At 62.5% G+C, this 21,293-nt stretch carries 19 protein-coding genes; 6 read left to right on the plus strand and 13 right to left on the minus strand.

Going from position 1 to position 21,293, the window contains the following annotated elements; genetic code table 11:
- Positions 1–18: 18 nt before the first annotated feature.
- The 3 genes from HXS66_RS11980 to HXS66_RS11990 all read right to left on the minus strand — a co-directional run bounded on the left by HXS66_RS11980 (position 19) and on the right by HXS66_RS11990 (position 1,862).
- Positions 19–462, minus strand: a complete 444-nt coding sequence (locus HXS66_RS11980; protein WP_205632723.1) for a GNAT family N-acetyltransferase — start codon at positions 460–462, stop codon at positions 19–21.
- A gap of 60 nt (positions 463–522) precedes the next feature.
- Positions 523–1,128 carry a glutathione S-transferase family protein gene (locus tag HXS66_RS11985; protein ID WP_176503615.1) on the minus strand — a complete coding sequence of 202 codons (606 nt, stop codon included), beginning with the start codon at positions 1,126–1,128 and terminating at the stop codon, positions 523–525.
- A gap of 131 nt (positions 1,129–1,259) precedes the next feature.
- A complete protein-coding gene (locus tag HXS66_RS11990; protein ID WP_176503616.1) occupies positions 1,260–1,862 on the minus strand; it encodes a LysE family translocator in 603 nt (200 codons plus the stop codon).
- Between the two features lie 157 nt (positions 1,863–2,019).
- Here HXS66_RS11990 and HXS66_RS11995 point away from each other — a divergent pair, with 157 nt between their 5' ends.
- The gene (locus tag HXS66_RS11995) at positions 2,020–3,471 is read left to right on the plus strand and encodes a PLP-dependent aminotransferase family protein (RefSeq protein ID WP_176503617.1); all 1,452 of its coding nucleotides are present in this window, start codon (positions 2,020–2,022) and stop codon (positions 3,469–3,471) included.
- A 20-nt stretch (positions 3,472–3,491) separates the two neighbouring features.
- Here HXS66_RS11995 and HXS66_RS12000 read toward each other — a convergent pair whose 3' ends face one another.
- The 4 genes from HXS66_RS12000 to HXS66_RS12015 all read right to left on the minus strand — a co-directional run bounded on the left by HXS66_RS12000 (position 3,492) and on the right by HXS66_RS12015 (position 8,335).
- Entirely contained in the window at positions 3,492–4,628 is a 1,137-nt protein-coding gene (locus tag HXS66_RS12000; protein WP_176503618.1) for a bifunctional transcriptional activator/DNA repair enzyme AdaA, read from the minus strand.
- 93 nt (positions 4,629–4,721) lie between these two features.
- The gene (locus tag HXS66_RS12005) at positions 4,722–5,246 is read right to left on the minus strand and encodes an acyl-CoA thioesterase (RefSeq protein WP_077378016.1); all 525 of its coding nucleotides are present in this window, start codon (positions 5,244–5,246) and stop codon (positions 4,722–4,724) included.
- A 262-nt stretch (positions 5,247–5,508) separates the two neighbouring features.
- Entirely contained in the window at positions 5,509–6,819 is a 1,311-nt protein-coding gene (locus HXS66_RS12010) for a short-chain fatty acid transporter (protein ID WP_077378019.1), read from the minus strand.
- A 169-nt stretch (positions 6,820–6,988) separates the two neighbouring features.
- Positions 6,989–8,335: an MATE family efflux transporter gene (locus tag HXS66_RS12015; protein WP_176503619.1), complete on the minus strand. Its 1,347-nt coding sequence runs from the start codon at positions 8,333–8,335 to the stop codon at positions 6,989–6,991.
- A gap of 242 nt (positions 8,336–8,577) precedes the next feature.
- Between HXS66_RS12015 and HXS66_RS12020 the strand changes: the two genes are divergently transcribed.
- Positions 8,578–8,919 (plus strand): hypothetical protein, encoded by a 342-nt coding sequence (locus tag HXS66_RS12020; protein WP_205632724.1) that lies wholly within the window; start codon positions 8,578–8,580, stop codon positions 8,917–8,919.
- A gap of 157 nt (positions 8,920–9,076) precedes the next feature.
- Here HXS66_RS12020 and HXS66_RS12025 read toward each other — a convergent pair whose 3' ends face one another.
- From HXS66_RS12025 to HXS66_RS12040, 4 genes are all read right to left on the minus strand, one after another.
- Entirely contained in the window at positions 9,077–12,007 is a 2,931-nt protein-coding gene (locus HXS66_RS12025; RefSeq protein WP_176503620.1) for an MASE3 domain-containing protein, read from the minus strand.
- A gap of 454 nt (positions 12,008–12,461) precedes the next feature.
- Positions 12,462–12,719, minus strand: a complete 258-nt coding sequence (locus HXS66_RS12030; protein WP_077378030.1) for a YfhL family 4Fe-4S dicluster ferredoxin — start codon at positions 12,717–12,719, stop codon at positions 12,462–12,464.
- A 10-nt stretch (positions 12,720–12,729) separates the two neighbouring features.
- Positions 12,730–13,239: a pantetheine-phosphate adenylyltransferase gene (coaD, locus tag HXS66_RS12035; RefSeq protein ID WP_077378212.1), complete on the minus strand. Its 510-nt coding sequence runs from the start codon at positions 13,237–13,239 to the stop codon at positions 12,730–12,732.
- 209 nt (positions 13,240–13,448) lie between these two features.
- A complete protein-coding gene (locus tag HXS66_RS12040) occupies positions 13,449–15,323 on the minus strand; it encodes a beta-ketoacyl synthase (RefSeq protein ID WP_176503640.1) in 1,875 nt (624 codons plus the stop codon).
- A 466-nt stretch (positions 15,324–15,789) separates the two neighbouring features.
- Between HXS66_RS12040 and HXS66_RS12045 the strand changes: the two genes are divergently transcribed.
- The gene (locus tag HXS66_RS12045) at positions 15,790–16,479 is read left to right on the plus strand and encodes a tRNA (guanosine(46)-N(7))-methyltransferase TrmB (protein ID WP_176503621.1); all 690 of its coding nucleotides are present in this window, start codon (positions 15,790–15,792) and stop codon (positions 16,477–16,479) included.
- Positions 16,480–16,485: 6 nt separating this feature from the next.
- On the opposite strand, the gene HXS66_RS12050 is transcribed toward HXS66_RS12045, so the two are convergent.
- Positions 16,486–17,412, minus strand: coding sequence for a LysR family transcriptional regulator (locus HXS66_RS12050; RefSeq protein WP_077378039.1), 927 nt, complete (start codon positions 17,410–17,412; stop codon positions 16,486–16,488).
- Between the two features lie 142 nt (positions 17,413–17,554).
- Between HXS66_RS12050 and HXS66_RS12055 the strand changes: the two genes are divergently transcribed.
- The 3 genes from HXS66_RS12055 (at position 17,555) to dacB (ending at position 19,975) form a co-directional block, all read left to right on the plus strand.
- A complete protein-coding gene (locus tag HXS66_RS12055; protein WP_077378043.1) occupies positions 17,555–18,007 on the plus strand; it encodes a PACE efflux transporter in 453 nt (150 codons plus the stop codon).
- Between the two features lie 4 nt (positions 18,008–18,011).
- Entirely contained in the window at positions 18,012–18,341 is a 330-nt protein-coding gene (locus tag HXS66_RS12060; protein ID WP_077378046.1) for a multidrug efflux SMR transporter, read from the plus strand.
- Positions 18,342–18,520: 179 nt separating this feature from the next.
- Positions 18,521–19,975 (plus strand): D-alanyl-D-alanine carboxypeptidase/D-alanyl-D-alanine-endopeptidase, encoded by a 1,455-nt coding sequence (gene dacB, locus HXS66_RS12065; RefSeq protein ID WP_176494267.1) that lies wholly within the window; start codon positions 18,521–18,523, stop codon positions 19,973–19,975.
- A 316-nt stretch (positions 19,976–20,291) separates the two neighbouring features.
- On the opposite strand, the gene HXS66_RS12070 is transcribed toward dacB, so the two are convergent.
- Complete coding sequence (locus HXS66_RS12070) at positions 20,292–21,269, minus strand: MDR family oxidoreductase (protein WP_077378051.1); 978 nt, start codon at positions 21,267–21,269, stop codon at positions 20,292–20,294.
- Positions 21,270–21,293 lie beyond the last annotated feature (24 nt).

Raw genomic sequence — 21,293 nt, forward strand, 5'->3', positions numbered from 1 at the left:
GGAAATCAGCGAGAGAGGTCAGGCGTTGGGGTCGTCCACCAGCAGGCGCGAGAAGCGCACGATCTCGGCATTGCGATTCGCCCAGCCCAGACGCTCCCAGAAGCGGTGGGCCTCATGATTGTCATGCAGGGTATCCAGGTGCACCTTGTCGATGCCTTCCTGTGCCAGGGCGTCCAGGCAGCGCTCGACCAATGTTCTCGCGATCCCCTGGCCTCGCATGTCCGGGGCCGTCATCACATGTTGCAGGTAGCCGCGCTTGCCATCATGCCCGGACATGGCACATCCCACCAGCCGCACGCCGGAGAAGGCCAAGTGGCTCATGCCGGGGTTGCGGATCAGATAGCGCTCGACGGCGGCATACTCATCCGCCTTGCGGATCACCACCCCCGGGGTGGCCTCCATCATGTGCATGAAGGCCGAGTGGTCGGCGGGTGTCATGGGGCGATAGGTGACGGGTAGCATCGACGAGCCTGTCATGGAAGGTGAGCCGGTGGTCGCTGGGGCTGCCAGCTGGAGAAGATATCAGTCGCGCGGGATATCGAAATGGCCCGGGCGCGCCGCGACACGTGCCAGCCACGCCTGTATGGCAGGATAGTCATCCAGCGCGAAACCGCCTTCATCAGCGACATGCGTATAAGCATAAAGGGAAATGTCGGCGATCGTGAACTGATCCCCTACCAGCCAGTCATATTCGGCGAGATGATGCTCCATCACCCGCAGGGCACGCTTGCCGCCCTCCTGCTTGGCGGCGTACTCGTCACGGCGTTCCTCGGGCAGGCCGAGGTAGCGATTGATGAAGCGGGCAGTGGCGATGTAGGGCTCATGGCTGTATTGCTCGAAGAACTGCCACTGCAGCACCTTGGCACGCAGGAAGGGGTCACTCGGCAGATAATCGCTGCCATCGGCGAGGTAGTTCAGGATGGCGTTGGACTCTGACAGTGTCTCACCGCGATGCAGCTCCAGCAGCGGGATCTTGCCATTGACGTTGCGGGTCAGGAATTCCGGCGTGCGAGTATCGCCGGCCAGAATGTCGACTTCGATGTAATGGTGATGGCGTTCGAGAAGGTGCAGCAGCAGCTCGACCTTGTAGCAGTTACCGGAGCGGCGATCACCATAGAGCGTCAGCATGGAGGAGCATCCTGTGCAGGCGTGTAAAAAGCGTCCTGACAGTCTAGCGAACATCGCGAGGGAAAACAGTGGTGATGCGAACAGTGTTCGATATCCGTGATGTACTGCCGTCCCTCGCAGGCCAGCGACGATCAGCCCAGGATGAAGATGACGCAGGAGGCCGTCAGTGCCCCCATCACGCGGTTGAAGATCCTCCAGGCGCGATCGGTATTCAGCAGACGCCCGATGGCGGTGCCGAAGCCTGCCCACAGGGAGATGCAGGGCAGCGCCACCAGTTCCGCGAAGCTCGCCAGCAGAATCGCGTTGAGCCACACCGGCCCGTCTTCCGGGAGAAAGCCCGCCATCAGCGCGATACCCATGACCCAGGCCTTGGGGTTGGCGAACTGGAACAGCGCGGCTGCCAGAAAGCTCATCGGCCGTGCATCCTGTCGGCTCGACAGGTCGGGTGGTGGGGCCATGGCAATCTTCCAGGCCAGATAGAGCAGATAGCCACTCCCCAACACCTTGAGCAGTGTCTGCACGATGGGGTAGCGCTCGAAGACCAGTCCCAGTCCCAGCGCGATGCCGATGAACAGCACCAGGCAGCCGATCAGGATGCCGAAGATATGCGGCAGGGTGCGCCAATAGCCATGATTGGCTCCGGAAGCCGTCAGCATGACGTTGTTGGGCCCCGGTGTCAGGGTCATCGACAGCATGTAGAGCGTGGCTGGGGCAAGAAAGGCGAGGGATTCCATGGGTGTCCTTCAGCGTGTGGGGCGTTGGCGTGATGCCGCATTATTGTATGGGTTCAATTGTGATGGATGTCGGCACGTTCCAGCATTTTATGGCTTGTTGGTGCCATGTTTTGAGCATAATCTGATGACAATTACCGTCAACAGGTTTTTTGTCACCATGACAATGTGGATTCCGGCACTTGATCCCACCCTGCCGCGTTACCGTGCGCTGGCGGAGGCCATCCGCCTCGATATCGCCTCAGGCCTGCTCAAGGAGGATGAGCGACTGCCGCCGCAACGCCGACTTGCGGATGCGCTGGGTGTGACGATCGGTACCGTGACACGCGGCTATGCCGAGGCCGAGCGACATGGGTTGGTCAGGGCGCGTGTGGGGAGCGGAACCTACGTCAATGCGCCGGTCAGCGCGGGGCCTGTGCCCGACAGGCGCTTCGGACATGCCTTGCGTGCCAGGCCATCATTCGGGATCGCGGCGGAGTCAGATGACTCCCTTTCGGCATCCTCTGGTGTGATGGATCTCACCATGAGCCTGCCACCGCCGCATCCGGCGCGGCAGCAGGGGATGGCGGCGGCGCTGACCGCGATCAGCCACTCCCCCGAGGCATTGGTGCGGAGTGTCGAATACCAGAATGAATTCGGGGTGGGCAGTCATCGCCAATTGCTTGCGAGCTGGATGAGCGAGCTCGGCATGCCGGTCGAGCCCGAGGAGCTGATGCTGACGCAGGGAGGGCAGAATGGCATTACTCTCGCGCTGTCGGCCTTGCTGGCCCCCGGAGAGGCGGTGGTCACGGGAGCGCTGACCTACCCCGGACTGATCGCCGCGAGTGCTGAGCGGGGCCTGAAGCTGCTGCGAGTACCGCTGGATGAGGAGGGCATGGTTGTCGAGGCTCTGGCGCGGCTGTGTCGCCAGCAGGTGCCCAGGATGGTCTACGTGATGGCCGAGCAGAACAATCCGGGCGCGGCGCAGTTGTCTCATGCACGGCGCGAGGCCCTGGTCGCCCTCGCGCGCCATCATGACTTCTGGATTCTGGAAGATGGGGTGCAATATCTGCCCAACGAGGAGTGCGGCACGCGGCTCTATCAGATGGCTCCTGAGCGCACCCTGTATGTCTTCAGTACCTCCAAACTGCTGGCTGGCGGTCTGCGTCTGGGCGTATTGCGCGCCCCGGTGGAAGTGCTGTCCCGGATTGGCGCGGTGCTGCGCAGTCACAGCTGGATGGTGGCACCGCTGCTGATGGAAACGGTCTGCGCCTGGCTGACCAGTGGCAATGCGACACAGTTGGTGGACTGGCAGGTGGAGGAGATGCGGGCGCGCCAGCGACTGGCACGTACTCTGCTGGGGGAGTGGACGCTCTCTTCGCGGCCTTCATCGTTCGATCTGTGGCTGGTGCTACCCGAAGGGCAGCGTAGCCAGGCTGTGGTCGAGTCATTGGCTCGGCGCGGGGTACATGTCACCAGTGCCGAGCCTTTCTGTGTCGGCAATGAACCTCCACCACAGGCATTGCGGCTGTGCCTGAGTGCCGCCGAGAGTCGTGAGGTCCTGACGCGGGCCCTGGAGATCGTCCGTGAGGTGCTGCATGCCCCGCCGCCGTTGCGTTGCACAACGCTCTAGCCGCTGTGCGCTGGCGGGCCTCATGATCTGTCGGAGGATTCGGCCTCCTGAGCCAGCCTTGCCTGCTTGAGTTCCACTCCCCAGCGATAGCCACCGAGACCACCATCGCCACGCACCACACGGTGGCAGGGCGTCAGCAGGGCGAGGGGGTTGGCGCCGCAGGCATTGGCGACGGCGCGGCTGGCAGTGGGTCGCCCCAGAGCTTCAGCCAGTTGCCGGTAGGTCAGGGTCTCGCCGCTCAGGGTGGTATTCAGTTGCTGCCAGACACGCAGCTGAAATGCGGTACCGCGGACATCCAGCGGCAGCTCGATGAAGAGCGTCTGGCTCGTCTGTGGAGTCTCGCAGAGTGCCAGCAGGCGCGCACCGAGCATTGCATGCAGTGATTGCCCTGCCTCGTCATCGGGTGTCACCTGTTGCCAGTCAGCCTCTGGCAGACGAGCTTCCAGAGCACTCTGCCCAGCATCACGGCTATCCGTCAGCTGGATGGCCACCACTCCACGTTCACTGAGCGCGGCGCTCAGCCAGCAGTGATGCTCGGGCATACCGAAACTGCATGGCCAGTGCATCGCCAATAGTGTCTCGCCACTGCCTCCTTTCGAACGAGCGCTGGGTGTCATGCCGCCGGCGCGTGCATGGGCACGGCTGGTGGAGCGATAGCCTGCCGTGAGGATGGCGTCGGTGACACCGCGCCCTTGTTCGAGCAGATCATGAAAGCGCAGCTGGCGCAGTCCGCTGGCATAGTCGCTGGGCGACAGGCCGAGCCAGGCCTTGAAGCGGCGCTGAAGGTGAGAGCTGCCAAGGCCCGTGAGGATGGCCAGACGGCTCAGTGACGGTGTCGGCCGGCTCTCGGCGACGGCGGCTTCCAGTTGCCGACAGACGGCGATGAGCCAGTGTGGCATGTCGGGGATCTCGCGGTTGTCCGAGGATGAATCCGTCTCTGGGTGACAGCGACGGCACGCGCGCAGCCCGGCTGCATGCGCGGCGCGGGTGTCAGGGAAGAACCTGACATTGTCACGCCGTGGAGGCGGTGAGGGACAGCCGATACGACAGAAGATGCCGGTGGTGATCACGCCATAGCGCAGTGACTCACCGGCAATCGACTGGCGAGCCAGCAGGCGTTGCCAGATGGCGTCTTGTGCCGCTCGTGAAGGAGTCATCGTTCGTCTCGCGGTGACGGAGTTCCGCCCAGTATTGCCACGTGGCGACTACCTCGCACTCCGCATCTTGCACTGGCTTTCGAGATCGGTGTCTCAGAATTCCATCGATTCCTGACGCTTTTCCTCTTCCTCGGCCTGCTTGCGCAGCTTCTTGCGAATCGCGGCCTTGTGGAAGCGCAGTTTCTGCTCCTGGGTTTCCAGGTTCAGTGGCGGCACCGGAACCGGATTGCCGTCCGGATCCACCGCGACCATGGTCAGGTAGCAGCTGTTGGTATGACGAATCAGGCGACCCTGGATGGACTCGGCGACGACCTTGATGCCGATCTCCATCGAGGAGCGGCCGACATGATTGACGGAGGCCAGGAAGGTCACCAGCTCGCCGACGTGAATCGGCTGCTTGAAGCGCACCTGGTCCACCGACAGAGTGACGACGTAGCTGCCGCTGTAGCGGCTGGCACAGGCGTAGGCGACTTCATCCAGCTTCTTGAGAATGGCGCCACCGTGCACCTTGCCGCTGAAGTTGGCCATGTCCGGTGTCATCAACTCGGTCATGATCAACTGGTGCTGACCGGGGAGGGCGTCATTGAGGGTGGCCTGATCAGGCTGGGTGTCATTCATGCAGGAATCCTTGATGAGCGAGTCAGGGTCAGAAAGGCTCGAGTGACCCTGGGGACGGGTATCGGAGCGGGATGATTCTTGTCCCTGACAGTCTGAGGGATTCGGCGTCACTTGGCACCCTGTGAGCGGCATATCAGCACTCTCTGAACGACCTGGCCCCCGAGGAATCACTCCCCGGGGGCCAGGTGGCATGACGTTGCGAGGGGCCGGGAGTCGTGGCATTCGAACGTCTCATCAGAGATATTTCGTCACGGCGACCTTCTCATAGAAGGGTCAGCCCCAGTGAGATGATGATACCGGTCACCAGCAGCTGCACCAGACAGAACCCCATGATGTCCTTGGCCTTCAGGCCCGCGATGGCCAGGACAGGCAGTGCCCAGAAAGGCTGCAGCATGTTGGTCCAGGCATCGCCCCAGGCGACGGCCATCGCGACGCGTGGCAGGTCGGCACCCAATGCCTGGGCGGCGGGAATCATGACCGGTGCCTGAACCGCCCACTGCCCACCACCGGAAGGTACGAACAGATTGACGATACCGGCACTGATGAAGGACCAGAACGGCAGGCTCTCGGCGCTGGCGATCGACACGAATCCCTCGGAGAGGGTAGTCGCCAGTCCGGACTGCACCATGATCGCCATGATGCCGGCATAGAAGGGGAACTGGATGACGATACCGGCGCCGCCCTTGATGGCCTCGTTCAGACTGTCCAGCAGCTTGCGCGGTGTGCCATGCAGCACGATGGCCAGGAACAGGAAGCTGAAGTTGATCACGTTGAGATTCAGGCCACCGCCACGAATCACGAAGTGATCCACCAGCCAGGCGAGGCCGAACAGCCCCACGACCCAGGCGAGGATCGGTGAGTTCTCGAGACGCTCGGCGGGACGAGGCTGGTCGCTGATCTCGGTGGGCTTTTCCTCCAGCAGGGCCGGATCCACGTACACGCTTTCCTTCTCGAAGGGCATCATGGCGCGATTGACCAGCGGCATGATGATCAGCAGCGCCGCGACGATGGCGATATTGAAGAAGGCAAAGATGGTGTCCGAGGTGGGCACGATGCCGATGCTCTCCTCGGTGAAGTGGCCCGCGGTGGCGATGGTCAGCGGAATCGAGCCCGAGATGCCCGCATGCCAGATCACGAAACCTGAGTAGGCGCTGGCGATCAGCAGCCGGTAATCCACCTTGATCATCTTGGCCAGCTGCTTGGCGAATAATGCACCGATCACTAGTCCGAAGCCCCAGTTGATCCAGCTGGCGATCAGCGAGACGAAGGTGACCAGCATGATGGCACTGCCAGGCGTTCTGGCCAGCGAGGCGATGCTGGCCAGGCCCTTCTTCACCGGCGGCGTATTGGCGAGCATGAACCCCGAGATCAATACCAGCAGCATCTGCATGGAGAAGGTCAGCAGATTCCAGAAGCCATCGCCCCAGTAGCGCATTACCTCGGCGGGGGAGCGTTGCTCGATCAGCATGGCGGCTGCGGCCGCGACGACGGTCAACAGCAATACGAAGATATAGGGGTCAGGTAGATAGCGCTCGACCAGCTTGACGGCTGGCCGGGATAGCGATTGCAGCATGTGATGCTCCCTGTGGCTTTTTATCGGTATGGGAGTTGGGTTGGCATGCTCACATTAGTCTATCCGATAGCAGTAGAGTATCGCGCGATGGTCGAGGGGTAGGGCTCCGATGCTCCTGGCGAGCACTTCATCGCTGGATCAACCCAGGGCGTGCTCTGCTCGATAGGGTTCAGCGCCAGTGGTGACGGCGATGATGCAGATAGTAGCCGCCGAGCACGACAGAACGAACGCTGGTAAACAGCAGGAACGCCAGCCACAGGCCATGATTTCCGAAGCTCTCGAGCAGGGGCCACAGACCGATGAATGCCAGCAGGGAGACCACCAGCGTATTGCGCATTTCACGTGTCGCGGTGGCACCGATGAAGATCCCGTCCAGCAGGTAGCTCCATACGGCCACCAACGGCATGGCGACCATCCAGGGCAGATAGGTGATTGCCAGTTGTCGTACCTCGGGCAGGTCCGTCAGCAGGGCGATCATCTGCGGGCCAAGGAGCCATAGCAGCATGCTTGCGGCGGCGGCAGTGACCAACGAGAAGCGCGTAGCCGCCCTGACGCTGCGAGTGAAGCGCTGCCAGTCTCCCTGTCCCACGGCGCGGCCGACCTCGGATTCAGCAGCCTGCGCGAAACCATCGAGCCCGTAGGACGTGATCATCACGAATTGCAGCAGCACGGCATTGGCCGCCAGAGTCTCGTCCCCGAAGCTGGCTCCCTGGGACGTGAAATAGGCCGTGGCGCCCAATAGACACAGGGTGCGCACGAAGAGGTGCTGATTGACGCGGATCAGTACGCTCCAGGCGGACAGTGATAACAGGGCGGCGCGATCACTGTGACCCGGCATGCGGGAGAGTTGACGTGACACCAGCCACAGGCCGGCCGCCAACCCGCAGTAATCCGCGATCACACTGGCCAGGGCCACGCCATCACTGGTCATCCCCAGGCCTGGGACGAAGGCGAGATCCAGCACGATATTGAGCACATTGGTCAGCACCAGGATACCCAGCGTCACCCGTGAATTCCCCAGGCCCAGAAACCAGCCCAGTATCACGTAATTGATCAGTACGGCGGGTGCCGACCACAGGCGAATGCTGGCGTAGTCATGGGCCAGTGCGCGAGTGGTCTCGCTGGCCTCCATCAAGCCCAGGCCCAGCGAAATGAGCGGTGAGCCGAGCAGCATCAGAAGCATGCCGATGGCCAGTGCCAGCAGAATGCCCTGTCCGAGCAGCGTTCGCAGCCGGTCGTGATCGCCACGGCCATGTGCCTGGGCCGTCATGCCGGTCGTGCCCATGCGCAGGAAGCCGAAGCCCCAGTAAAGGAAGCTGAACAGCACCGCGCCCAGCGTGACGGCACCCAGATAGATCGCATCTTCCAGATGCCCGACCACGGCGGTATCCACCAGTCCGAGCAACGGCACCGAGATATTGGAAAGGATGATCGGCCAGGCGAGCTGCCAGAGATGGCGGTCGGTGCGAGCGGCCGATGGAGAAGAGGGGTCGGCTTGTCGTGAAGAATCGGTCATTGGGGATCGTTGCCGTAGTGGGTGATGCTGAATCAGTAAAAGGAGCAGCGCGGGTGACGCGGCGTGAGTCCGTTGGCGTTGACCACAGCATGAGGGGAGAGAGCTGGGCGTATGGCTTTCGGAGCGCTAATCTAGAGAACGTGAGATGGATGACACGGCTTGTCAGGCGCTGGTGGTGCTTGCCCCAGTGTATAGACTCATAACAGGGACGCTTGGAGCGTCCATACGCAAGGGACCTGAGCATGAAATCCATGATTTTTCAGTCGGGCATGTGGCTGCGCAACGGAATCGCGGCTGCGGGCATGACACTGATGCTGGCATCTCCCGCCTATGCCATCGAGTTGCCCAGCGAGCAGGGGGATGATACTCCGAGTGCCGGCATGATGGTGGCTGATGCGCTTGTCGGGCGCCCTCTGCTGTTGGCGACGACGGTCGTGGGGGCAGCGCTTTTTGTCGTTTCGGCTCCGTTCGCGGCCATGGGGCAGAATATCGATGAGACTGCTCGTGTGCTGGTGGCTACACCGGCGCAGGCAACCTTCGCGCGCTGCCTTGGCTGCAAGACGACGCGTGTTGACTGGGACTGACTCCCGCTGGGGGGCGACTTGAAGCATCGCCTGTCCAGAGCCATGCAGGAATGTGACAAGACCCCGCACACGACACCGCCGGCCATCATGGCCGGCGGTGTCGTCTTTGAGGTCAGCGGAAAGAGGCTGAACTCGAGCGCTGCAATATCACGAGGCCTCATCTGGGAGAGGTCGTGACTCGATGGTCTTCGGTGGGGGGCAGATTGTTGAAGCACAGAACGCGTTGACGGCCCGAGCGCTTGGCCTGATAGAGCGCGTTGTCGGCCATGCTGAACAACGTGTCGGTCGACTGACTGTCGTGGGGAGCATTGGCGACGCCGGCGGAGAAGCTCAGCCCTGTCAGCTGTCCCAGGGTGTCATGCTCGAAACTTTCTTCCCGGAAGGCTTCAAGGATGGCTTCGACGCGTGCGCGTGTCACGGCAGCGCTGGCCCCCGGCATCAGAATGACGAACTCTTCCCCACCATAACGGCAGGCTTCATCCGAGCTGCGCAGCGACTCGCGGATGATGCTGGCGAGGCGAGACAGAACCTGGTCCCCCATCTCATGACCGTAGGTATCGTTGACCTGTTTGAAGTTGTCCAGATCCAGAACTACCAGTGAAAGGGGGTTGCCGATGCTGGCTTCTGCCAGTTTCTGTGGCAGCACTTCATCCAGATGCCGGCGATTGTAGAGTCGAGTGAGGGTGTCCCGACGTGCCTCATGGGCCAGCCCCTGTTTCAGTTGCAAGTCAGCCAGCGCCAGCATGATCAATTGACAGACGTCCTCTGCCAGCGGGCGGAGGTGCTCCTGACTCTCGCTGTCAGAGGGGATCTGCAGCGTGAAGTTGCCGATCACCGTATCCCCGACGCTCAGTGAGTGATTGAGTACGCAGACTTCCGTGGGAGCCGTCCCCCACTGGATATGTGTCTTCTGCTGGTGATCCGCCGGATCTGCCAGTTGCAGCGTGCCCTCGCAGCCGGCGAACAGGCTGGGCAGGCGCACATTGAGCTGGGTGACGATCTCGTCCAGTCGTGAGCAGGTCAACAGGCGTTCCGAAAGATGATGGATCTGGGTGCGGCTCTCCGAAAGGCGCGACAGCTTGAGATTGGCGATCTGGAGGTCTCGTTGCGCGCGTTTGCGATCCGTGATGTCGTGCACGATCGAAAACAGCAGGGTGCGGCCATTGAGGTCAACCGGGCCTGTGAAGATCTCGACGTCACGCAGTTCGCCGTTGGCCAGCTGATGGCTGGCCTCAAAGTGGTTGTCAGTACGGTTGACTACCGAACGGATGCGCTTCGAGAGCGTCTGGCTTGCCAGCACGTTGATGCGTCCCAGGGGCATGCCACACATCTCACCGATGCTGTAGCCGTAGAAATCGGCGGCGACCGGGTTGGCATCGATGATTTCAGCCAGTTCCGGATCGATCAGCAGCTTGATGGCGTTGCCGGTACTGAAGACTTCCTGATAGAGCGTCGCGTTTTCCTCCAGCAATTCGATGGCGCGGCGACGGTCCTCGATGTTGTTGACCAGCACCAGGGTGCGATCCTCGCCTTCAAGCGGAGTAAGGGTGACTTCCGCCCAGAACAGATGCCCGCGCGCGGTCTGCATGTGGTATTCGTCCTGGAAGTTGCCGCCCTCGCGCTGGAGCTGCCCCCAGGCACGCTTCAGGCGACTGACTTCCTCGAGGGAGAACAGCCCCCAGAGGGACTGCTGGAAGAGCTCGGCTTCACCTCTGCCCAACAGGTTGTGCATGGCGGAGTTGGCATCGACGATGGTGCCGCTGCGATCTGCCACGATGATGCCCACGGGGGCCGAATGGTAGATGGAGCGCAGCCGTGCCCGACTGGTGATCAGGCGTTGCTGCTGTTCCTTGATCCAGTCGATATCGCTGTGGGTGCCGATCATGCGCAATGGTCGACCGTCCGGTGAGCGTTCGACGACTCTTCCCTGATCCAGAATCCACTTCCATTCACCGCTGCGGGTCAGCATGCGATGCTCGTTGCGGTACTCGACGCTGTGCCCCTCGAAGTGTTGCTTGAGGTCTTCCAGCGTCCGCTGCATGTCGTCAGGGTGTATGCGCGATTTCCATTCGTCGAAGCTGCTGCCGATGTCCTCTTCTTCATAGCCCAGCGTCGCTTTCCACTGCGGAGAGTAGAAGACCTGATCGCTGTCCTGCTTCCAGTCCCAGACACCGGCGCCTGAACCTTCCAGCGCGAACTGCCAGCGCTGTTCCGCTTCTGCCAGCGCACTGCTCATGTCCTTGAGTCGCTGGTAGGGGTAGACCAGGCGTGAGGAATAGATGGCGTGGTAGAGCATGCCGTAGGCGGCCACCTTGTACAGGTGCCCCAGGAGATTGAAGACGTCGTGGGCAGTGGCATACAGGGTGAAGCAGAGCTCCGAGAGGCCAGTGGCAAGCGCGGCGACGGCCAGCCAGCTGATGTTGGTGCCCTCGGGCAGACGTCGGGAGCTGAGCAGCAGGATCGCGGCGATCAGGGATCCGATCGCCAGTACCCATTCGTAACCGATCTTCCACGCCGTCAGGCCGCTTCCGGGGATGAAGGTCGCGGGGAGGTAGTCAAGATGATAGAGCCCTACCCAGCTGACCAGCAGGCCGATGACTAGCGTCAAGACGAACGCCAGTGGCAGCCGGCGACGCGTCATCGGGCGTGAGGTGATCAGGCAGGGTGCCAGCAGCGCCACGACGAAGGCCGTCCGCCCCGCCAGCCAGAAGTGGATGGCTTTCTGTACCGACGCATCACTGACGAAGTTCGGCATGCCGTCATAGCTGAAGATATGAATCAGGTCGAAGAAGGCCGAGAGCAGAAAGGCACAGCCCATCACCACGAAGCTGACGGGGACCGTGCTGCGATGGCCCTGGAAGATGGAAATGGCCGCCATCGAGGCGACCAGTACCGCACCGATCTCAAGCAGTGAATGAGGGATGAGGTATTGCGCGACTGACGTGAAGATATCGGGGCGTGGCAGCAGGATCAGCAGCACCATCAAGACCAGCATTCCGGCCAGACCGACCAATCCCGAGGCGGGAAGTGGAGTATGGGCTTTGAAGGCTGGCATTTTCAGGGCTGACGGCAGTTGGCGTGATGACATGTGCATTCCGTGCGCGTGAAGGGCGATCGGTGACTGTATCCCTACAGGATAGAATACTTCTGTTACTGTGTGCTAACAGAAATTAACCGATAGTCGCGCTATCAACCATCATATTCTTTATCGCTGATGAAAGTGCGAGGCGCCTGCCTCCCGGGAAGTCGCGCAAGGCGAGCCGTCCTGCACGGTGTCAGCGACTGACCGCTGGCATAGAGACTCGTGCGGTCATCGCACATCGCGAAGCACGCAGGATGGAAGAGGTTGAAAAGAGAGAAGAGAGAAAACAATAGAAGAGAAAAGAGCAAGCGGGAGAAGAAAGGAGAGGCGACAGGACAGGAGGGAGAGGAATGCTGCCAAGGAGGGAGTCAGGACATGGCTTCTACAGGCGTTGCAGGAGTGCCAGGCCACCACGAGCGCCTGACCGGGGCAGGCGCTCGTGGTGGCGGGCAGGTGCAGGTCAGTTGCCCAGCGCTGCCGTGATGATCTGGTACTTCTCCATCAACTCTTCCTGACTTTCCTTGTTGGCCGGGTCGAGCGGGATACAGTCAACCGGGCAGACCTGCTGGCATTGCGGCTCATCGAAGTGGCCGACGCACTCGGTGCACAGGTCCGGGTCGATGACATAGATCTCTTCACCCGGCGAGATGGCGCCATTGGGACATTCCGGCTCGCAGACGTCGCAGTTGATGCACTCATCAGTGATGATCAGGGCCATGGTGGTGTCCTCAGCTTGTGGCGGTGTCGGCGCCGGGCGGATTGAAGTGGCTGGCAAGAGCCTCGGCCACTATCGGGTGCACCAGACGCGACACATCACCCCCGTGTCGCGAGATTTCGCGCACGATGGTCGATGAAATATAGGAGTTCTGCAGTTCCGGGGTCAGGAACAGGCTGTCGACGTGCGGCGCCTGTGCCCGGTTCATGTTGGCCAGCTGCAGCTCGTACTCGAAGTCGGATACCGCGCGCAGGCCGCGCAGAATGATACGCGCATTCTGCTGTTCCAGCAGCTCCGTCAGCAGACAACTGAAGCCGATGACCTCGACATTGTCGAGATGCGAGAGAATCTGTCGGGCAAGCTCGATGCGCAGTTCCAGTGGAAGGGCGGGTTGCTTGCTCGGGCTGTAGGCGACCGCGACGATGACCTTGTCGAACAGGCGAGCACCACGCTCGATCAGGTCGGTATGGCCATTGGTGATCGGATCGAAGGTGCCGGGGTAGACGGCAATGTTCTTGGGCATGACGAACTCGTGCTCTGTCAGCGGGCCATCGCGGACGGCCTTGCTGCAATGGACGACGAAGGGTGAGATGCCTGCGCTCTGGTCTTGGTGCAAGACGCCTGCGGGCAACGAGCGAAAGCTGGTGGCCAGTCCGAGTGTAGAACCCCCAGCCTTGCTGTGGCCAGCAGGCTGGGGGAGCGCTCTTCACGGCAGTCGCTCACGAGGTGTCGCTAGAGTGACCCGAAGGGGTTGTCGACCTTGAGAGAGACGGCTTTCGCGTATCCCGGAATGCGGATCTCGCGATCAGTGATCTCAAGCTCCGGCCCTTCCAGAACACCCTCGCCGAAGCGGTAGGTCGGCGTGAATTCACCGCGCTGCGCCTTGTCCAGATAGTCCGCCCGACGTTGCTCACAGAGGCCGCTGCGCTCACGCCAGGCCGCCAGGGCGTCGTCACCATGTCGCGCTGTCAGCAGCTTCAGCGTGACATCGGCCGACAGCACCACGCCGCTGGCGTTGTTGCCACCGAATCCCTTGGCATTGATGAAGGCGACATCGGCCGAGAATTCGCGAGCTTCGCGTCGGATGTCGAGATGGCTGTGATGCACGTCTTCGGCGATGGCATCCAGCGTCGGAATGCCCGGCAGAATGCCGGTGGTCATGCTGCCGAGTGCCGAGACCGTCTGATCACCCGCCGCGCTGCCCTGGCTGTGGCCGACGAAGGTCTTCACCGCCACGACAGGCCATGCTTCGATACCGTTGGCCCGCGCCACCTCGTTGAGCACATGGGATTCGGTCGTGCGGTTCTTCGGTGTGGAGGTGGCGTGTGCATGCACGAAACTGCGCTGGCGTACGCCTCCATCACCGACGATATCTCGCGCCAGCGCCACCGCCTTGCTCAGCGTGATGTAATTGCCGACGCCCGGTGCCGAGATGGACCGCTTCCAGCCATCCGCATTGACGAAGACATCCGGGACACTGCCCAGGATGCGAGCGCCGGTCTCCAGCGCCAGCTCGTCCGCCATCAGAATCACGAACTGGGTCGCTTCGGCGATGGTGAAACCGCAGTTGCGCGCAAAGGGACGGCAGGCTTTCTGGTAATCGCTGTCAGTGAGGACTTCCAGCGCATCGAGGGCCTTGAGACTCTCGTCATCGGCCAGCGCTCCCATGCTGCGGAACCCTTCAATGACTTCCGGCGTGATGGGCGCATCCGCCGTGCCTACCATCACCACGCGACGGCGTCCGCTGCGGATGTCATTCAGGCCCAGCTTCAGGTTGTAGAGGAAACTGGCGCAGGCACCCATCGCGGCACCGGCTCCCCCGACATTGCCAAGCACATAGGCATTCAGGAAGTCGGCCGGCATCTGGGCATAGCCCAGCGGCATCTGCTTGGAGGTGGCGCGCTCGCCGGCCACGAAGGACTTCATCAGTCCGCCCCAGCCTTCAGTGTCCATCTGGCCGATCGAGTTGCCGGCATAGACGGCAATGTCGTCGGGGTCGAGGCTGTCGCGCAGCGAGTCCCAGTCAAGTCCGCTGTCGCCGAGGCAATCACTGGCGCCGAAGATGGTCATCGACAGGCCGCGAGGGTGATGCACGCTGCGGTAGAGCTGCTCCGGCGCGAAGCCGCTGGGCAGCTGACCGGCGGCGCGGACCAGTGCCCTGCGGTTGTCCGGCAGAAGAACATCGAATTCGCCTGCCGGCACCGTGACTTCGACGCGACGATTGTCCAGCTCGCGGATCTGCCACGCGGCGGGTGGCTGCTCCGGCAGCTGGCGGCTGCGCAGGGTGAAGCTCAGGTCCTCGGTCAACGTCAGGCGTGACTGGCGGTTGGCGGGAATCCCGGCGTCATTGAAGCGTTCGTCTTCGATGCGACGAATCAGGGAATGTGCCAGTACCTGCTCTTCCAGACGAGCCGCGAGTGCCTGTGCCTCGGCGGGCTGGCCTTCGGCATCGAACCACTGACCCTGCTCGTCGCAGCGGGCGAGATTCATGAGCGATGCAAGGCCCAGCAGGGTCTCCTGGCGGTCCGTCTCCGACAGAGTCTCGAGCACCGTGCGCCGGAAGGCTTGATGACCCGAAGTCCTGCCGGCGGCGTTGACTCCGCCCATGCCGACGATCACCGGTAAGTGTGACAAGCCGCTTTCCTCGTGAAAAATGCTGTGAGTCGTTGGTCTGGGCGACGCCTCTGCGGGCATTCGTCCAAATGATGCCGCGATGATAACACCCCCTCAATACAGGCGTCATGCACCCTGCTCTCAGGCTGCGGCGCTAGCGAGGACTCGCTGCGAACACTGTGCGATATCCTGCGTTGCAGGGTAGGCCATTCCACCGAGGTCTTGGGTCACGAAAAAAGATCAATCGTTTGTTTGATTATGGGCGTGACGGATGAGATGCTTCAGGGGCTGTTTGAGTCGCTAGAGTTGGTGTAGGCGCGTGCCGAGAGGCATGCGCCTTTTTTTGTGCATTGCCTGCCGGCGCTTGCCGCCAGACCGAGCGGGGCGCGGCGGATTCCCGAAAGAGGAATCTGCTAGAATTCCCTCGTCCATTTTCTGCTCGCCTGCCACCGGAATTCCGATGTACGCCAACTCCCGTCAGATCGACTCTCCCCAGTCCGGCCCCCACGAGGACATCGAGCGGCGCGTACGCCGTGCGATGGCACATCCGCTTCGCAAGCCAGTCGCGGAGCACACGCGTGAGGCGTTTGAACAGGCGCAACGCTGGCTGGCGGAACAGGACAAGCCCTTGTGGCTGGACAGCGGCTGTGGCGTCGGGCGCTCGACCCGCCAGCTGGCACTGGCCCATCCGGATCATGCGGTGATCGGGGTCGATCGCAGCGAGGACCGCCTCACTCGCAAGCACGGCGAGCTTCCGGACAACGCGTTGCTGGTACGTGCTGATCTCGTTGATTTCTGGCGTCTCGCACTGGCGGCAGGCTGGGCGCCGGCTCATCACACCCTGCTGTATCCCAACCCCTATCCCAAGGCGCGTCACCTCAAGATGCGCTGGCAAGGCCATCCGGTATTTCCGATCATCATGGCATTGGGCGGTCGGCTCGAGTTGCGCACCAACTGGCAGATCTACGCACTGGAATTCGCTCAGGCCATCGGTCATGCCACCGGTGTCGAGGTGACGGCAGAGGCCTTTGTCCCGCACGGCGATTATCTGACCCACTTCGAGCGCAAGTATCATGAGTCCGGTCAGGCGCTGTGGCGCCTTGAATGCCAGCTCGAGCACACGCCTGAGCGTTACCCCCTGCAGGTGTGAGGCGTGTCATGCCGGCGGCAGGTTCTGGTTGGCGATGGCGGCGTGACTGTCACGGAAGGTGTCGCGCAGTGATTGGCGCAGCCAGCTGGCGGCAGGGCCGCGGGGGCTGTCACGTCGCGAGATCAATTCGATATCAATATCGGCGGTGGCGCCCAGTGCACTCAGGTCCAGTATCGTCAGCCGCTTCTGGAAGGGCGGGTAATGGGCGATGTGACGTGGCACCTGTGCCCAGCCCAGGCCACGTGTCGTCAGTTCCGCCATGGCATAGAAGCTGTTGAGCTGCCAGAAACGCTGTGAACGAGGAGCTTCCTGGCCGGGGCCCAGCTGCTGACGCTGACCGATCATCAATTGACGGTGATCCGCCAGATCGCTGTGGGTCGGGCTCTCGAGCTGTGCCAGGGGATGGTCGCGGGCGACGATCAGCACCTGCTCCAGTCGTCCCAGAGCCTCCCGCTCCAGTGCCATGGCACAGAGCGGCTGGCAGAACAGGATGCCGAGGTTGGCCTCGTGCTGCTCCACCCAGCGCGCCACTTCATCCTGAGCCCCATTGAGCAGATTCAGTGTCAGTGTCGGATACTGCACCGCCATCTTTTCCAGTACTTCCATCACGGGTGGCATCTCCACCAGCGCTTCATCGATCGCCAAAGTCAGGCTGGCTTCCAGGCCCTCGCTGAGGGTGCGTGCGCGGGCCTCCAGGCGTTGGCATTGCACCAGTACGCTATTGGCTTCGTGCAGCAGTGCCTTGCCTGCAGGTGTCAGGATGGGGGTACGCGGGGTGCGATCGAACAGTTCGCAGCCCAGGTCCATCTCCAGATTGGCGATGGCGGTGCTGACGGCGGACTGCGCACGGCCTAGACGACGTGCCGCGGCGGAGAAAGACCCCGTTTCCGCCACGCAACGCAGCGTCGTCAGCTGTTCCAGTGTCCAGTTCATTGCCTTGCCTCTCGCCTCGATCCATCTGAATACTAGATGGATACTAACTTTTATCCATCTCCATGACCTCTAGAATGCCTGACATATCCACCTCGCACAGCCGCACGGCATCATGTGCGAAGTCTGAGCAGGAGTCTCGGTGATGCGTTCCAACAAAGAGCGATTGGCACAGGCTGGGTTGCTGGAGCTGGGCGGCATTCTGATCGTGGCCCCGCTGTCCGCCATGTTGACGGGGCATGATCTGGCGAGCATGGGGAGCCTGGCCGTGGTGATGTCCACGCTGGCCGTGATCTGGAGTACGGTCTGGAACTGGATGTTCGACCGCTGGGTACCGACTCGCCAGCGCAATATGCTTCAGCGCATCACCCAGGCACTCGGCTTCGAGCTGGGACTGGTGCTGGTGACGGTCTTCCTCGTCGCGGCCTGGCTGGAGATCGGGCTATGGCAGGCACTGTTGCTGGACCTTGGTTTCGTGGCCTTCTTCCTTGTCTGGGCCATGATCTTCAATCCACTGTTCGACGCGGTCATGACCCGCCTGCTGGCACGCAAGGCTGCCCGTGAGCGGAAGCACCCGTCACCACATTCCATGAGGTGAGTCGATGAGTTATGTCTTTCTGGCGCTGGCAATACTGGCAGAGGTCATCGCGACCAGTGCGCTCAAGGCCTCCGAGTCCTTTTCGCGACTCGGCCCCAGCCTGATCGTGGTGGTGGGGTACGGCATCGCCTTCTATCTTCTGACGCTGGTGCTGCGGGACCTGCCGCTGGGCGTCACCTATGCGGTGTGGTCTGGACTGGGGATCGTGCTGGTCACCCTGTTCGGCGCGGTGGTCTATCGCGAGATGCCGGACCTGCCGGCGATCCTGGGTCTGGCGATGATCGTGGGGGGAGTTGCCGTCCTGCATCTGTTTTCCAGCGCCACTCCTCATTAAGCTAGAGGCATCACGGCGCCAATCCGGCTGTGACATGGATGCTCACCGACGACGTCACTGGATGCCTCATGCCTCTACTTCGCACTGCACCAACCTCTGCGCGGCCTGCGTTACTGCCCACGTTGCTCTCTTCGCTGCTTCGCCCGTTCAAGGCGGCGGCACACCCCGCGGTGTCGGGAATGCCGCTACGCTTCACGCGCTCGCTGCGCGGACTGGCCATCGCCGCCGGCGCTACCCTGGTGGCGACCGGGCCGGCGCAGGCAGCCGGGTTCGACAACCTCACTCGCCTGGCTGACAAGGGCTTCATCGTCAGCGCCCAGGCCCGCATGCTGGACACCGGCGAGACGCTGGCCTCGGTCGATCCCGGCCTGCAATTGACGCCCGCATCGTTGTCCAAGCTCTATATCGCCGGCGCGGCGCTGGACCGTTTCGGGCCGCAGTATCGCTTCTCCACACGTCTGCGCAGCACGGGCTCGATCAATGACGGCGTGTTGACCGGCGATCTGGTGCTCGAGGGCAGTGGTGACCCGGCATTGACCAGTGAAGAACTGTGGCGTCTGACCGAAGAGCTGCGCTTCAGAGGCATCCGGCGCATCGAGGGACGCCTGCTGGTCAGTCAGTGGCGTTTCGGGCCGGTGCCATGCATCAGTACCGATCGCTGCAATGCCTCGCGTCGCTCGAGCAACGCCTATGATGCGCTGCTGTCGTCCGCGGCCAGCAACTATGCCAGCTGGTGCGTGAAGGTGATGCCGGGGGCGGGCAGTCAGGCGCCGGCGCGACTTGCCAGCTGTGACACGACCCAGCCCACCGAGATCTTCGACAATCAGGTCACCACCGTCGCGGCCGGCGGAAAGAATGCCCTCAATGCGCGGCGTACCACCAGCAACGGGCGCGATACGCTGGTCGTCAGTGGCACTATCGCCGCCGACAGCCAGCCGCGCAGCATCTACCGTGCCGTGTCCAACCCGGCGCTGTATACCGGCGAGCTGATGCGCGACATGCTGGCGCGTGCCGGCATCGCGGTCACGGGCGGCGTGGACATCACCACCACGGCGCCGCCTTCCAGTGCGGTACAGCTGGGGAGTGTCGAGGGCAAGCCGATGCAGGAGCTGTTGACGCGGATGCTCAACTACTCCAACAACTTCATGGCCGACCAGCTGACATTGGCACTGGTCGGTGGCAGTCAGGCCACGCTGCGTCAGGGAGGTGCCAAGCTTGAGACCTTCGCCAGCGCGATCCCGGGTCACGGCCCGCTGACGCTGTATTCAGGCAGTGGTCTGACCTCGCAGAACCGTACCAGCGTCAATGGTCTGATCGCGTTGCTCGACAGCATGTACCACCGCCCGGCCCTGTTCCCCACTTTCGTTGCTGGGCTTCAGGCGCCGGCCAATGGTCCGATGCGCTTCATTCGGCGCGGCAGCGAGACCTTCCGCAACCACGTGATGGTCAAGACGGGAACGCTCAACAATCCTGTGCCGGTGCGCGCCATCTCGGGCTACTTCCGCACCCAGACAGGCCGCTGGGGAGCCTTTGCCGTGATGGTCAACGGGCGTGCCGCCGTACCGTATCTTTCCTGGCCGCAGGTGCTGGATCCGGTCGCGGAGGACCTGACCGCGATGATCGAGCGCAATTGATCCATCGGCCGTGACTGCATGACACGAAAGCCCCCGCCAGCTGGCGGGGGCTTTCGTCTTCATGGCCTGAGTGACAGGCACAAAAAACCCCGCCCGAAGGCGGGGTGATCCTCCACACGCCCGGCATGGCTGAGGGGAGGGCACTCGGGACGCTCGACAGGGCGTAACGAGATGCCTAGAGCATAGCGTCGTGAGGCCGCCTTGGCTAACCTCAAACAGCGTATTGCACCGCAACAATCAATGACTTGGCGCAATTTTCGATGCAATGGCGCATTTTTTCCGTGATCGGCTGCGATTCGTGGTGCGCGCTGGCATGTCAGCGGGCGGGATCCAGCAGTACGCGGCCACTGATGTTGCCGTCGATCATGGCCTCGGCACGTGCCGCGATGTCATCCAGTCCCACCGTCTCCAGCTGCATCCGCGCGTGCAGCTCGCTGGAGACCTCGGCCAGTCGTTGCCACACCTGCTGGCGACGCTCGGCATTGATCATCACGCTGTCGACGCCGAGCAATGAGACGCCGCGCAGGATGAATGGCATCACGCTGGTGGGCAGGTCGGCGCCCGCCGCGAGTCCCACGGCCGCCACCTTGCCATCGTAATGCATCTGCGCCAGCAGGTTGGCCAGTACCTGGCCACCGGCGGTATCCACGGCACCGGCCCAGCGGCTCTTCTCCAGCGGACGGCCCTTCTCCTCGAAATCGCTGCGCAGATGGACCTCGCTCGCACCCAGTGACTCGAGCCACTCACGCTGCTCGGCCTTGCCGCTGACCGCGTGGACCTCGAAGCCCTGCTCGGCCAGCATCTGCACTGCCCAGCTGCCGACCCCGCCAGTGGCACCGGTGACGATCACCGGGCCTTGCTGGGGCGTCAGGCCGGCCTCTTCGAGACGCATCACGCACAGCATGGCAGTCAGGCCCGCCGTGCCGAAGGCCATGGCCTGTTCGGCGCTCAGGTTCGCGGGGCGCTTGACCAGCCACTCGGGCTTGACGCGCATGCGCTCGGCCAGTCCGCCCCAATGACGCTCGCCCACGCCCCAGCCGGTCAGGATGACCTCGTCGCCTGGCTGGAAGTCCGGCGAATCGGAGGCCTCGACACGACCCGCGAAATCGATGCCCGGCACGAAGGGCAGCTCGCGCACGATCTTGCCACGGCCGGTGATGGCCAGCGCATCCTTGTAATTGAGGCCGGAACGCTCGATGGCCACCGTGACAGGCAGGTCGGGTAGCTGATCATCGGAGAGTTCGACGACTCGGGCGCGTGGGGTCTCGTCGTGCAGCATCAGTGCGCGGGACATGGCAGTCTCCTCGTGATTGGCGTT

The organism is Cobetia sp. 5-11-6-3, assembly GCF_013374055.1.
GTDB lineage: Bacteria > Pseudomonadota > Gammaproteobacteria > Pseudomonadales > Halomonadaceae > Cobetia > Cobetia marina.

Coding starts and splice junctions, on each gene's coding strand:
- HXS66_RS11995 (WP_176503617.1), top strand. CDS start 2,020: ATGACAATGTGGATTCCGGCACTTGATCCCACCCTGCCGCGTTACCGT.
- HXS66_RS11990 (WP_176503616.1), bottom strand. CDS start 1,862: ATGGAATCCCTCGCCTTTCTTGCCCCAGCCACGCTCTACATGCTGTCG.
- HXS66_RS11985 (WP_176503615.1), bottom strand. CDS start 1,128: ATGCTGACGCTCTATGGTGATCGCCGCTCCGGTAACTGCTACAAGGTC.
- HXS66_RS12030 (WP_077378030.1), bottom strand. CDS start 12,719: ATGGCCCTGATCATCACTGATGAGTGCATCAACTGCGACGTCTGCGAG.
- dacB (WP_176494267.1), top strand. CDS start 18,521: ATGCCGCTACGCTTCACGCGCTCGCTGCGCGGACTGGCCATCGCCGCC.
- HXS66_RS12025 (WP_176503620.1), bottom strand. CDS start 12,007: ATGTCATCACGCCAACTGCCGTCAGCCCTGAAAATGCCAGCCTTCAAA.
- HXS66_RS12015 (WP_176503619.1), bottom strand. CDS start 8,335: ATGACCGATTCTTCACGACAAGCCGACCCCTCTTCTCCATCGGCCGCT.
- HXS66_RS12070 (WP_077378051.1), bottom strand. CDS start 21,269: ATGTCCCGCGCACTGATGCTGCACGACGAGACCCCACGCGCCCGAGTC.
- HXS66_RS11980 (WP_205632723.1), bottom strand. CDS start 462: ATGCTACCCGTCACCTATCGCCCCATGACACCCGCCGACCACTCGGCC.
- HXS66_RS12000 (WP_176503618.1), bottom strand. CDS start 4,628: ATGACTCCTTCACGAGCGGCACAAGACGCCATCTGGCAACGCCTGCTG.
- HXS66_RS12045 (WP_176503621.1), top strand. CDS start 15,790: ATGTACGCCAACTCCCGTCAGATCGACTCTCCCCAGTCCGGCCCCCAC.
- HXS66_RS12005 (WP_077378016.1), bottom strand. CDS start 5,246: ATGAATGACACCCAGCCTGATCAGGCCACCCTCAATGACGCCCTCCCC.
- HXS66_RS12055 (WP_077378043.1), top strand. CDS start 17,555: ATGCGTTCCAACAAAGAGCGATTGGCACAGGCTGGGTTGCTGGAGCTG.
- HXS66_RS12010 (WP_077378019.1), bottom strand. CDS start 6,819: ATGCTGCAATCGCTATCCCGGCCAGCCGTCAAGCTGGTCGAGCGCTAT.
- coaD (WP_077378212.1), bottom strand. CDS start 13,239: ATGCCCAAGAACATTGCCGTCTACCCCGGCACCTTCGATCCGATCACC.
- HXS66_RS12050 (WP_077378039.1), bottom strand. CDS start 17,412: ATGAACTGGACACTGGAACAGCTGACGACGCTGCGTTGCGTGGCGGAA.
- HXS66_RS12040 (WP_176503640.1), bottom strand. CDS start 15,323: ATGGGCGGAGTCAACGCCGCCGGCAGGACTTCGGGTCATCAAGCCTTC.
- HXS66_RS12020 (WP_205632724.1), top strand. CDS start 8,578: ATGAAATCCATGATTTTTCAGTCGGGCATGTGGCTGCGCAACGGAATC.
- HXS66_RS12060 (WP_077378046.1), top strand. CDS start 18,012: ATGAGTTATGTCTTTCTGGCGCTGGCAATACTGGCAGAGGTCATCGCG.